Source organism: Okeania sp. SIO3B5, assembly GCF_010692555.1.
Classification (GTDB): domain Bacteria; phylum Cyanobacteriota; class Cyanobacteriia; order Cyanobacteriales; family Microcoleaceae; genus Okeania.
The window spans coordinates 23,909-37,315 of the sequence record NZ_JAAHHG010000053.1 but is presented as its reverse complement, the minus strand read 5'-3'; the positions used below and the strand labels follow the sequence as shown (position 1 = coordinate 37,315).

General features: G+C 38.0%; 10 protein-coding genes. 7 read left to right on the top strand and 3 right to left on the bottom strand.

Annotated elements, in window-relative coordinates; translation table 11 throughout:
• The coding region (locus tag F6K54_RS10150) for a phosphotransacetylase family protein (protein ID WP_293077058.1) at positions 1–919 on the top strand (919 nt) is incomplete at its 5' end.
• Between the two features lie 321 nt (positions 920–1,240).
• Here the strand turns inward: F6K54_RS10150 and F6K54_RS10145 are convergent.
• Entirely contained in the window at positions 1,241–2,695 is a 1,455-nt protein-coding gene (locus F6K54_RS10145; protein ID WP_293077056.1) for a carotenoid oxygenase family protein, read from the bottom strand.
• 88 nt (positions 2,696–2,783) lie between these two features.
• Between F6K54_RS10145 and F6K54_RS10140 the strand changes: the two genes are divergently transcribed.
• The 6 genes from F6K54_RS10140 to F6K54_RS10115 all read left to right on the top strand — a co-directional run bounded on the left by F6K54_RS10140 (position 2,784) and on the right by F6K54_RS10115 (position 10,444).
• The gene (locus F6K54_RS10140; protein ID WP_293077054.1) at positions 2,784–3,287 is read left to right on the top strand and encodes a DNA recombination-mediator protein A; all 504 of its coding nucleotides are present in this window, start codon (positions 2,784–2,786) and stop codon (positions 3,285–3,287) included.
• A gap of 13 nt (positions 3,288–3,300) precedes the next feature.
• On the top strand, positions 3,301–3,723 hold the full coding sequence (locus F6K54_RS10135) for an MAPEG family protein (protein ID WP_293077052.1): 423 nt from the start codon (positions 3,301–3,303) through the stop codon (positions 3,721–3,723).
• A gap of 451 nt (positions 3,724–4,174) precedes the next feature.
• Positions 4,175–4,666, top strand: a complete 492-nt coding sequence (locus F6K54_RS10130; RefSeq protein WP_293077050.1) for a YajQ family cyclic di-GMP-binding protein — start codon at positions 4,175–4,177, stop codon at positions 4,664–4,666.
• Between the two features lie 746 nt (positions 4,667–5,412).
• Positions 5,413–6,213: a PEP-CTERM sorting domain-containing protein gene (locus tag F6K54_RS10125; protein ID WP_293077048.1), complete on the top strand. Its 801-nt coding sequence runs from the start codon at positions 5,413–5,415 to the stop codon at positions 6,211–6,213.
• Between the two features lie 525 nt (positions 6,214–6,738).
• Positions 6,739–7,539 (top strand): PEP-CTERM sorting domain-containing protein, encoded by an 801-nt coding sequence (locus F6K54_RS10120; RefSeq protein ID WP_293077048.1) that lies wholly within the window; start codon positions 6,739–6,741, stop codon positions 7,537–7,539.
• A gap of 694 nt (positions 7,540–8,233) precedes the next feature.
• Positions 8,234–10,444 (top strand): phosphoketolase, encoded by a 2,211-nt coding sequence (locus tag F6K54_RS10115; RefSeq protein WP_293077046.1) that lies wholly within the window; start codon positions 8,234–8,236, stop codon positions 10,442–10,444.
• A gap of 847 nt (positions 10,445–11,291) precedes the next feature.
• Here F6K54_RS10115 and F6K54_RS10110 read toward each other — a convergent pair.
• Both F6K54_RS10110 and F6K54_RS10105 read right to left on the bottom strand, forming a co-directional pair.
• Positions 11,292–11,420, bottom strand: coding sequence for a hypothetical protein (locus F6K54_RS10110; RefSeq protein ID WP_293077044.1), 129 nt, complete (start codon positions 11,418–11,420; stop codon positions 11,292–11,294).
• Positions 11,421–11,978, bottom strand: a complete 558-nt coding sequence (locus F6K54_RS10105; protein WP_293077042.1) for a PEP-CTERM sorting domain-containing protein — start codon at positions 11,976–11,978, stop codon at positions 11,421–11,423.
• Between the last annotated feature and the right edge of the window lie 1,429 nt (positions 11,979–13,407).

Below are 13,407 nucleotides of genomic sequence, written 5' to 3'. Positions count from 1 at the left end.
TATTGATGCTGATGTACAGTTTATTACTGAAACTCTCAAGCTTTCAGAAAATAGTATTCGGCCAACTCTGTTCATGCTGGATGAAAGTACTATCACGAAGCGTTTGCTTGGAGAGGACAACACTGACTATCAAAAATCTCTAGCCCAATATCTACAGGTAGAAGGAGAAGATTTAGTTTTATTAGAAGGACCAAGTAATTTAAATGAGGGTAATCTATTTGAATTATCCTTAGTACAAGTTGCGGAAATTCTTAATGCTGCCGTAATTTTGGTGACTCGTCCAAATTCAGGTTCTTATATAGACTCTTTACTCTCAGCTAAACAACGTTTGGGTAGTTCCCTGTTGGGTGTGGTTATTAATGATGTACCACTAGCAGCACAAGAAACAGTGACTACTTTAGTGAAACCTTTTCTAGAGTCTAGGAACATTCCTGTATTAGGAATATTGCCGAGAAGCAGTCTCTTACGCAGTGTCACAGTGGCAGAATTAGTGAAGCAATTAAACGCCCAGGTACTTTGTCGTCCTGATCGCCTAGATTTAATGGTAGAAAGCTTGACAATTGGTGCAATGAGTGTTAGTGCAGCTATTAAATATTTCCGTAAAGCTACAAATATGGCAGTAGTTACCGGAGGCGATCGCACAGACATTCAACTAGCAGCTTTAGAAACTTCTACCCATTGTCTAATCTTAACTGGGCAACTGCCTCCGGATGAGTTAGTGCTGCGTCGTGCGGAGTATGTGGAAGTACCTGTTTTGTCAGTGGACTATGATACTTTATCTACTGTGGAAATTATAGATAGAACTTTTGGTAGTGTCCGTCTAAACGAACCTGTGAAAGTAGAGTGTGTCAATAGACTAATGGCACAAGAGTTCGACTTTGACAGCTTACTCAATCATTTTCAGCTAGGAGCAAGTTAAATAATTAATAATTAGTAATTAATAATTACCGAATCATTAATAATTAAATAATTCTGGTTTAAAGCCTCCCCTTTTAAGGGAAAAAAAGTGCTAGGATATTTCCTTATCTTCAATCCTCTCGGTTTTAACCAGAGGTAATTATCAATTATCCATTATCAATTATCAATTAATGAACTCTCCTTTAAAACGGAATTGATTGACCAAGAGAAGAGAATATTCCTTATATTAAGCCTCTTGCTTGACCTTTGTCATGCTGCGCAAACAGCAAGAGGTACACTGATAACTGATAACTGATAACTGATAACTGTTAACTGATAACTGTTAACTGAAATGACTCCAGGTACCGTGGAAACCCATTGGTATAACTTCTGGTAAGGCTAACCGACAAACAGGTTCGGTATCTAAGTTAGAAGCATCAAATATCCAGACCTCACTACAGTTGCGCTCACCGTCAAAAATAACAGTTAATATCCATCCTTTCTCAGAATCTTCAGCATCAGGGGCATAGATAGGTTCCATAGGATAGCAATTTGGCCTTAAATTGGTGGTAGTGAGGATATTTTTTTGATGGTCAAAACAGGCGATCGCCCCAAACATTTCTTGAGTAATATCTATTCCTGGTTTATGAACTAATAAATAAGTAAAGCGAAATGGTTTTCCGACCTCAGCAGGAGCAACCGTAGGCAACTCACAGGGAATATCCAATAATTTATAACTGTCAATGATACGACCAGATTTAGGATCTAGGCGTATCTGCCAGAATATCCCATTAGCAGGAGTATGAGTTTGGCCAGTAGGTACTTCTTGGAGGTACTTATTTGTTTGATCAAAATCTGTATAGCGGATTAAGTAAACTAATACTGTGCCATCTGAGTCCACATAGCTATTGCCAAAGTGCCACTGATACCAGGGTTCCGTTTCTCGACGAGTAATGAGTTGTAGAGATGAGCGATCGACTACTAAAATCTGTGTTCCTAGCTCTGGTTGCCAGGTTAAAGCTTCACTAAAGCTTTTTATCTTTGTAAAAGCTGGCAGTAGTTGTAAACGTACTGGTGAAATAAAAAATATTAAATATGGGCCTGCTAAAACAAAATCATGAATTAGAGGGACGCCAGATATAGGAATCAGACCTTTTTGCTGAATTGTTCCACTACTATTACTGCGGTAGATATTGAGGGAGCTATTTAGTCCAGGAGTAACTCCAAAGTTATAGATGTCACCTGTGGCACTATCTATTTTAGGGTGTGCTGAATAGCTTTGATAATTTTCTAAGCCTCCTAAATCTTCTAGTCCCAAAGTTGCCAAAGTTTCCAAATTGAGAGTGTGGGGATGTCCACCTTCCCATAGCGCTAAAAGACGGTCTGGCAAAGCCAAAACTGAGGTATTAGCAGCATTTTTTATTGGTTGAGTAAGCTTATCCCACAGATTTCCTGGAGGGTTCATTCCATAGCCACCAAAAATAAATTTTCCTTTTTCTGTCTCCACCTGATACCCTGCTGTTTGAACATAACGATAAGTAGCCCAAGGTTCTTGATTTTCCAGAAAAGAAGAATTAAAATGCACTGCTAGAATTGCACCATCTCCATCAAACCAATGTCCTACTTGTTGTTGATTCCGCGATAATCTAGCAGGACCATTTCTATATAAACAACCTCTCAGTCCAGAGGGGACAATACCAGAAATAATTTTTAAAGGAGTAGGTGGGAATTCTTGAGCTGGTTGAGCAAAAGCCTTTGCCCATGCTGGAGTTTTGAGCGATTGATTTTTAACGATCAATTGTTATTTTTCCTACAAATATAGATGTACAAAAATATATTTAATTGTTATAATCCTCTAGGCAATTTTATTACAGTAGATAAAATCTTTGAGTCAATCAATTGATATTCCCAAGGTAGATGACTTTTTAGAGGAACTTTTAGCAATCCAACAAACAGGTTCTAAACGAATTGCTATTTTGGGTTCTCGTCATGTTCCTATTACTCATCAACAATTAATTGAGTTGTTAAGTTATGCCTTGGTTTTAGGATCGAATCATGTTATTACATCAGGTGCAACAGGTACTAATTTAGCAGTAGTTCGGGGGGCAATGAGAGCCGATCCTAACTTAGTTACTGTTATTTTACCTCAAAGTATGAAACGGCAACCAAGAGAATCTCGCCAACAATTGGATAAGGTTATTCATTTAGTGGAAAATCCTAAAAATGACCAATTATCTTTAGCTGAAGCAAGCTCTATTTGTAACCAGGAAATTATTTCTCGATGCCAACAGCTTATTTGCTTTGCTTTTCACGAAAGTAATACTCTGTTGAAGACTTGTCAAGATGCAGAAGATCAACGTAAAGTAGTAACTCTATTCTATCTAGATTAATATAACAAAAAAAATGAGTTTGTTGGAGTTACCAGCATCATCGATATTATTAGATTCCATAGTAATAGGAGCAGTGCTAGTCTACGCACCTTTTTTAGTGGTAGCCTACGGTCGTGTTAAAGTAGGCTATGATTTGGGTGCGCCTCGGGCGATGTTTGAACAATTACCTGATTATGCTAAGAGGGCAACCTGGGCACATCAAAATTCTTTTGAAACTTTGATTTTGTTTACAGCAGCTTCTTTGATGGCATATCTAACACAACAGGATTCTATTTTGGCAATGGGAGCGGCAGTTGCTTTTGTTGTTGGGCGATTTTTTTATTCAATATTTTATATTTTGAATGTGCCTATCGGGCGATCGCTAATGTTTGTTGTTAGCTCTTCTGGTACTACTATTTTATTTATTCTCAGTTTGATTAGTATTAATAATTTTTAATCTATTATGCTGGCTTAATTTAGAATAGTCTCTGTTTCTCAATTAAAGTTTAAATGTAATAAATGTAATACTATTTGTTGGTATTAGGAAAAAAAATTCTAATACCAAGACCTGAAATATAAACTATATAAAGAGTTTTTTTTGATCAAAAATCTCAAATTAATTCATGGTATAGCAGAAGGAACAAGGAATAAGAAAGTAAGGAAAAGTATTACCGAAAAATTCAGGTATAAAGCCTCTCCATTCATGGAGAAAGAAGAAAAAAAAATCCTTTGATTCAATCCTCTTATTTATAAGAAAAGGTAATTCTAAATTCTAAATTCTAAATTCTTGAAGTTGTCTGAGTTTTAAACTTTTGAACTGTACTAAGCTTTTCTGCGACTGCTATATTAATGTAGTTAAATTTCTCATACTTTAGAAGTTAAACAAAAGTAATATATATTGAATAATTATGGCATCTACATCATCTTTTGATATTGTCAGCGATTTTGATAGACAAGAATTAGTTAATTCTATAGACCAAGCTGAACGAGAAATAAAGGCTCGTTATGACTTGAAGGATTCTAATACGACATTAGAATTGTCAGAAGATACAATTACTATTAATACCAGTAGTCAATTTGCTTTAGATGCAGTTCATACTGTTTTACAAACTAAAGCAGCAAAACGTAATTTATCGTTAAAGATATTTGATTTTGGTAAAGTGGAATCTGCTAGTGGCGGTAGAGTTAGGCAAGAAGTTAAACTGCAAAAAGGTCTTACTCAAGAAATTTCTAAAAAAATCACTAAGTTGATTAAAGATGAATTTAAGAAAGTACAAGCATCTATTCAGGGTGATTCTGTGAGAATTTCTGGTAAGTCTAAAGATGATTTACAAGCAGTAATGCAAAGGTTAAAGGAAGAAGATTTGCCTGTGCCATTACAATTTACAAATTATCGTTAATTAGATAGCAAAAGGAAGAAGGAAGAAGGAATAAGAAAAAGTATTACGTTGTCTGAGTTTTAAGCTTTTGATCTGTCCTAGCCTTTACTTCGACTGTTGTAACAATTTACCTTAATTGCTATGGAATATCTCGAGTAATATTCTGGTGTTGGATATTTAGCTTTGCTGATTCTGGGTATGATGCAGAGCTACCCGAGCAAGCCAAAATTGGGGGGAATAAAACTCTAAAAGTCCCCCAACGTTGGGGGATTTAGGGGGCTTTACCGAAAAATTGTGGGTATGCGCCTCTCCTTTTAAGGGGATAATAAAGAAAAATTTTCATTATTAGTCAATCCTCTTCTTTCAAGGAGAGGTAATTATTCATTATTCATTATTCATTATTCATTGTTGAACAGAGCCAAACAATCGCACATTCATACTTCAATTCAGCAACGCCGAATATTTTTGGGATAATTTTAATTGTTTTGAATTTCAAAAGAGGAAATTCTCTTGGAGCTTATGGAAATGCTTAAAATTGCTTGGGGTTTGAATCGATAAGCAATTTTTTCTTCTGCCTTTTGTCTTCTGTATTATGTCTTCTGTCTTCTTCAAAATTTGATTTATTATGTAATTTTTATTTTCTCTATTCTATACTGTCACAACTTTTCAGGCATTTATTTATCTCGTGAGACAAGAAAGTTTTGCATAAATTTCCGGATGAGCGCTGAAACAATATCAGGTAATGAATTTTCTCAGGAGATTTAATCATGTTGAACAAAACTGTTGCTGCTGTAAAAAGCGTCAAACTCACCAGAACTATTGTTTCTAGTGCCCTTGCTTTTGGTACTATCATAACTTTTAGCAATGTTCCTGCACAGGCTTTTCAAATTTTCTTTGGAGAAGACTTGAACAATAGTCGTTCTGTACCTTTGGCTTCTTTTCCCAATGCCTCTGATGCTGAATCCGATTTTCTATCTAATTTAGTTGGGGTAGGAACTGAAGATTTTGAAGGATTTGCTACAGGAACAAGTGGACCATTAGATTTAACTTTCCCTGATTCTGATATTACAGCTACTCTTTCTGGTGGGGGAGGACGAATACGCTCTGTTCCTGTTGGTAGCACGAATGGATTTGGTCGATACGGTACTTCTGGTACTAACTTCTGGCAAGTATCAGCAGGTGGATCTAATAACTTTCAGGTAGATTTTGACACAGCAGTAGGGGCTTTTGGTTTCTATGGTATTGACATTAGTGATTTTGGTGGTCAGCTTGCGATAGAGCTATCAAACGGAACAATAGAGACCTTTGCAGTTCCTAATACAGTCGGAAGCTTTGGCAGTACAGATGGTTCAGTCTTCTTTTTTGGTATAGTTGCGGAGGATCATTCTGAAAAATTTATGTCTGTTGACTTTTTGACAACTACTGGACAGGGAGATGTTTTTGCATTTGATGATTTTACAGTTGGGGATATCAAAAAAACACCTGAGCCGGCTTCAGTTTTAGGTTTATTAGCCCTAAGTGCTTTAGGCACAACTTTCCTGAAACGTAAGCAGAAAGAAAAAATGTAGGTTCACAGGTCTAATTTCTGGCAAACCTACGTCAATTTTAAAACCTAGATTCATTATATCCTTCAGATATTTGTTTGTGAGGAGATGCACCCAAAAATAATATAAAAGTATTAGGGTGTATCTCGCAATTTAGACAATTTGGGAACGGGCAAGATGCCCATTCCACAAAACTACTAACCTACATTCCGCATTTATGCAAGGCCCACATTATTTTTCCTTCTTCTTATTACCCGCGTGTCGTTATTTAACCAGCCGTTAAAACGGGCGCTGCGTACTTCCTCCCGACGCTTTTTAGGTTTTTCTTTGAACAATAACTCAACTCAATATAGGGACAACTGCAAAGTAGTTACTCCTCTATGGAAATGATTTTGATTTGATTTATTGTGTAATTTTTATTTTCTCTATTCTATACTGCTATAACGTTTCAGGCATTTCTTTATCTCGTGAGGCAAAAAATTTTTGCATAAATTTCCGGAGTAGTGGTGAAACAATATCAGGTAATGAATTTTCTCAGGAGATTTAATCATGTTGAACAAAACTGTTGCTGCTGTAAAAAGCGTCAAACTCACCAGAACTATTGTTTCTAGTGCCCTTGCTTTTGGTACTATCATAACTTTTAGCAATGTTCCTGCACAGGCTTTTCAAATTTTCTTTGGAGAAGACTTGAACAATAGTCGTTCTGTACCTTTGGCTTCTTTTCCCAATGCCTCTGATGCTGAATCCGATTTTCTATCTAATTTAGTTGGGGTAGGAACTGAAGATTTTGAAGGATTTGCTACAGGAACAAGTGGACCATTAGATTTAACTTTCCCTGATTCTGATATTACAGCTACTCTTTCTGGTGGGGGAGGACGAATACGCTCTGTTCCTGTTGGTAGCACGAATGGATTTGGTCGATACGGTACTTCTGGTACTAACTTCTGGCAAGTATCAGCAGGTGGATCTAATAACTTTCAGGTAGATTTTGACACAGCAGTAGGGGCTTTTGGTTTCTATGGTATTGACATTAGTGATTTTGGTGGTCAGCTTGCGATAGAGCTATCAAACGGAACAATAGAGACCTTTGCAGTTCCTAATACAGTCGGAAGCTTTGGCAGTACAGATGGTTCAGTCTTCTTTTTTGGTATAGTTGCGGAGGATCATTCTGAAAAATTTATGTCTGTTGACTTTTTGACAACTACTGGACAGGGAGATGTTTTTGCATTTGATGATTTTACAGTTGGGGATATCAAAAAAACACCTGAGCCGGCTTCAGTTTTAGGTTTATTAGCCCTAAGTGCTTTAGGCACAACTTTCCTGAAACGTAAGCAGAAAGAAAAAATGTAGGTTCACAGGTCTAATTTCTGGCAAACCTACGTCAATTTTAAAACCTAGATTCATTATATCCTTCAGATATTTGTTTGTGAGGAGATGCACCCAAAAATAATATAAAAGTATTAGGGTGTATCTCGCAATTTTGTTGTTGAGGCCAAAAAATCCTTGAAAAGCAATTTTCTCTTAGAGCTGATTTGTAAACTTCGCCAAAAGTCTTATATTACCTAGCTTTTAGCAATTAGGGGATTACTTGATAATAAATCATTAAACCTAGATATAGCAAGTGATTCAGCGCATTAATATTTACTTTATAAATCAGCTCTTAGAGACTGTTCTTAAAAAATTAATAATGGCCTGGTAATGACTGAAAAATATTGACAGACCATCAAGCTGAACTTGAAATACATCATCATATTCTTAATCACATTTATAAGAAAATGTCAATAAGTAAAACACCCATTGGAGGAGTTGAATGAGAGTAGGAGCTTTTGGCATTGATAGTTGAGTTGTAGTCATATTCTTATCTAGTTATCTTTTTGATTTTCTAATGACTTGAACTGTTAAGTTTTTTTTGATTTAGATAGAACTTAATAAACATTGCTAGAGCTTATTACTATGCAAAGTAAAAGAAATTAACATCGATCCCCGTAGATGTTAAATTATTGTTAACTGAAAATTAAAGAGATAAAATTACAGATAAATTTCTATGACTGCAACAACGCCAAAACCAACAACAGTTCCAGATTTTTGCGAAGGTATCCAATACTTTGGAGAAGCTTGGCCTGATTTCGAGACCCACGGTAATACTCCAGCAATAGCAGAAGGAAGTAAAGCGATCGCCTCACCAAGCGACCCTACTGGCGTATATCAAACCCTCCTCTATGCTGATGCTCTCCGTTACCTAATGCTACAAGTTACAGGCAGCAAAGCATCAGGACACCCAGGTGGTTTTGCTAGTCAAGCTGAAGCTTATGCAGCACTGGTAATGTTAGGCTACAAAAATATTATGACAGAAGTCGGACACCATGCCCCCGGCTTTTATAGTGCTGCATTTCTAGACCGCTCCCTGGAAGACATGGAAATTTCCACAGTACAGCAAATGCGCGATCGCTTCCGGGAAATGCACGGACTCCTCGGACACTTATCTGGCTACATCCCTGGTTTACTCAACCCTGCCGGGCCACTAGGCCAAGGGCAACACTTCGCCATGGCAGCAGCACTATTACACCGTGACACTCTATTTCCATTTACCATGGGAGATGGTGGTATGGGCGAACCATACCCAGTCAGCGCTATGGCACATTTTAATACTGCTTATCCTGAAGTTACCAACTTTTTACCAGTATTAGTGTGGAATGGTTACAGTCAAGAACACCATAGTATGGTATCTACCAAAACCAATGAAGAAATGATTGCTTATTGGAAAGGCAACGGTTTCGCAGAAGTAATACTGGTAGATGCTAAAGACTTCGATGACAAAAACCAAGTAGGTGATTATATAGATAGCAGTGCTTTCTCTTTTGAAAAGCGTCTAGAATTCACAAAAGCTGTATTAGAAAATGTGGATAAAGCTGCAAAATCTGCTCTCGGTGGCACACTCACCATTTTTATTATCAAACAACTTAAGGGTACGGGGGTTCATGCTAGAGGTTCAAAATCTCATAACCTCTACCCTAAAGATACTCTCGACAGTCCCCACATGATCGAAGCTCTCAAAGAACGTGCTTTACCAGTAGCAGGTTGGGAATTAGTCCGGAAAAATTGCGAACGTGCGGGTGGAGGCCCTGCTTCTAAAACAGTTGTCACTGAATTTGAATACCCATTGCCAGATTTAGGAAAACTACCTTTAGAAGAATTTCCTGTTGGTGGAGAAAAGAAAGTTGCCACAACTGCAATGGGAGCATTAATAGCTTACGTCGGGCAAAAAGACCCCAATTTCTTGCTCACAAATGCTGACGGTAATGCTGCATCGGGTATTAATAATGTCAACCAAGCGTTGAAAATTATTCACCCTACCTCTGATGACCTTTATTTCCAAGGTCCGAAGGGTCAGGTTTATGAACCTTTGAGCGAAGATGCTTGTGCTGGTATGGCTGCAGGTTTAGCATTAATGGGAGCGCGTACAGTTTGGTGTTCCTATGAATCTTTCGCTATTAACGGTGTACCTATTTGGCAGACTGTTACTCAAGCAATGGCAGAGTTACGTCACGCGACTCCTTCAACAATTACATTGTTTACTGCGGGTGCATTGGAGCAGGGACGCAACGGTTGGACTCATCAACGCCCAGAAATTGAAGCTTATTTTGCAGCAATGATGCGCAATGGTAATGTATTCGCCCTGTTTCCCCCCGATGCTAATAGTATTCAAGTTTGTTATGATTGGGCATTGACTACTAAAAATAAGGGTGTGACTATTACTGCGAGTAAGTCACCGTTACCTATTCGGACGACTTTTGAGCAGACAAGACAAGGGTTGCAGGATGGTGCTATTGTTTTGTCTGAGGTTGCCGGGAATAAAACTGTTGTGTTTGCAGTGGTGGGAGATATGCCATTAATTCCAGTATTTGAAGCTGCTGCTGCTTTGGAAACTGAAGGTGTTGGGGTGCGGATAGTTTCTGTAATCAACCCCAGGCGTTTGTATCGTCCCCAGGATACAGGTTGGGATACTTGCTCTGAAGCTGATGGCGGATTTTTAGATGATGCTGGCTTTGATAAATTATTCGGCGGTAACGCATTGATCGGGGTGACTGGTGGTGCGAGTTTGATGTTGGAGCCAATTATGTTAAGGAGTCAGGTTAAGCGGGATACCTTTGCTTGGCGTCGGGGTGAGACTGCTTCAAGTGCTGGTCATGTGATGGCTTTTAATGGTATCACGGCTGAGGGGTTGAAGGGACGAGCGATGGAATTGTTGAATTAATCTCAGTTATTTAATTTTATTCCCCTGCTTGGGTATTTCTGGGTGGGGGAGTAGGAGAATGGGAGAGTGAGGGAGTAGAGGAGATGGAAGCATTTTTCTACACTTCACCAGCACTGAGTTCTGAGGAGAGCAGCCAAAAGCAGATAAGAACGATACCATAATGGTTCTATATCGCAGCAAGCTGAGAGTACCAACTTTGACACCAAAGTAAAAGCAGGTTTGTAATGCCTGGATGTGTCAAACGAGAAATTACAGCAGTTTCCGCGCATTATCAGGTACAGAGATTAACAATTGAATGCTCCCATTGCAGGCAAGATGCCTGCTTCGGGGTGTACCTCACCCTTAGTGGAATCTGCTGTCAAATACTTCATGGTAGACATACAGACTTACCAGCAATAGCCAAAAAAATTAATTCATATAAAAGATAATTTTGATGTGAAATCAAACAACTGAAAGTTGATATGTATAGTGTAGAACCTAAAATAGGAGCTAGTGGAACTCAAATAGCTATGGCACCATCAAAACAAAGGTATATATAGCAAATATTTTGAGTTACGAAAAAAACTTGAGAAAAATCAAACAGTCTCGGTCTCGCTCTTCAATTCACCAAGCAGCTTGCTCTTACCATCCTCAGTCATGGTATACCAACAGCAGTCAATACCTCTAGGAATTTCTTTGTCATCATTTCAATACTGCTATGAGACATCTCCTCCACCCATAGGCAATAGATAACAGCGAACAGGGAACAGGGAACAGGGAGAAATAACTGATAATTTATGAATCGCAATTGATTTAATTTTTAATTCTTGGAGATTTCTCATAGAGATACTCAAACATTCTATGAGAACTAATTCACCCTTGTTAAGTTTTGAGATGTACCTGTTCTGTTGAGATTTATTCCTTGATTGAGCAACGCTATATTGACCGAGCAATTATCCAATCCAACTTGACGACTAAGTTTTAATAACTTCAACAACTAGCTATTCTTCTTCTTCAAACCGAAAGCAGAACCCACAGCTACCACACCTAAACCTAATACTGTTGCAGGTTCAGGAACTCTTTTAGTTTCTAGAGTTGCTGACCAAGAAGAACCTTGTGAAGGAGAACCAATCATTTGACTACTTAAACCACCTTCAACTTGATAAGTTGTACCCGCGTTATCTGTGATGGTTCCCATCAAGTCATACATGACGAAATCACCCATTTGACCTACAAAAGTTATAGAGTCAAGGTCAAAAGTGGAGGAATCATCATCAAAGGAGAAAAAAGAAGTAATCGAACCTCCAGGAACACCGAACATACCAGTCATAACTGAACCATCTGCATCTGTTCCAAAGGATGAGAAAACTCCAGATCCAGCGTACTCAATATCACCGTCTAAAAACTCAATTCCAGTATTACTTCCAAAAAAACCTATGTCATTAGATATATTCACAGTGCCGATAGATGCTTGAGCTTCAGTAGCAACACCAAGAGCAATACAACCAGTTCCGATAGTAGCGAGTGTAATTTGCTTGAGGTAGTTAGTAGTCATTGTTGATATCTCCTTAGTAAGTGATTAGTTGTTGTCTTAACAAGTCTTTGTTTGTTTCAACATCCTTATTATTACCGAAGACTTATGACGTTACTAGGTAGGAAATACGGAACTTTTTACTTTATATTTGCTTCATAAAAAGTGAAACTACTGATATCAAGTCTAAGTAATAGCGATTTGGAAAAAACCTATCCTCTTTTATATCCTTATAATCCCAGTTACAGTGTTCCCTACTCCCTTATTTAATAATTATTCAAGCAGACATGATATTCTCCACCCATAGAAAGTAGTAGGGACGTTGCATGCAACGTCCCTAAAGAGTAGGCAAGAATTGATAATTTTTGTGGGGTAGTTGATTTGATTTTTTATTATCGCCAGATGTCTATGAGATGATTCTCAATTTCTTTTTCCTTTGATATCAAAAATCCTGATAGTGGTTTTCAATATAGATAGACTACAGTGGCCAAACCATTCTCCTTCTCCCTCACAGGAGTGCGTTCACAGATGCGTCTATCGCACCCCGTGGGGTTGCACTGCTATTGCCTAACCCAAAAGAATTTTGTCGTCTACTTAAATGAACAGCGCTGTCAGTAAATTGGACTTAGTACCATACCTAATGTACCTATCCTGAGTAATACTGATTAGAGCCAAAATTTGGCAACACTGTTGTCAGTAAATTGTTATATGTATTTTGATTTTTCAGGACTTACGCATTTTTTCGATCAAAATATCATATATACCATAGTGCTATAGTTTTGATCTACTATATGTAGTGCTTTGGCATAAGTCCTGTTAATATTGGGTTTAAGACCCCACGCCACTCTGGAAAATTACTGGTGAATTTGATGGCGGGTTTGATCTCAAATCCGGTTGAATACTTATTATATCTGTAGAGAAATGGGGAGATAGTCCGATGTAATATTGAAGTGTGGATAGAATTATAAATATATCTGTATACTGGGATTGTAGATGACAAATCCATCATCCACCTGTTCACGCAGTTCCTTTGCAGGAGACTAATATCATGTCCGGTTGAACAGTTATAAATAAATAACGACTTAGGAGTCAGGAGTCAGGAGTCAGGAGTCAGGAGGGAAGAAAGAAGAAGGAAGAAGAATAACTGGAGTTGAAGGAGAAAGTTTTTTATCACTAATTATCCGGACATGATATAACTGATTCAAAGATGGCTGATGGCGTTGATAACAAGGGCTAATTTTCTTGCTTTGACTCTGGAGTCAAAGCAAGTTTGTAATGCCTGAATGTGTTGAGCGAGAAATTACAGCAGTTTCCGCGCGTTATGAGGTACAGAGATTAACAATTGAATCTTTGTAGTGCGGGCATCTTGCCCGCTATAGCATCTTGACCGCTATAAAATCGCCCGCTTCGGGGTGTACCTCACCCTTAGTGGAATCTGCTGTAAAATACTTCA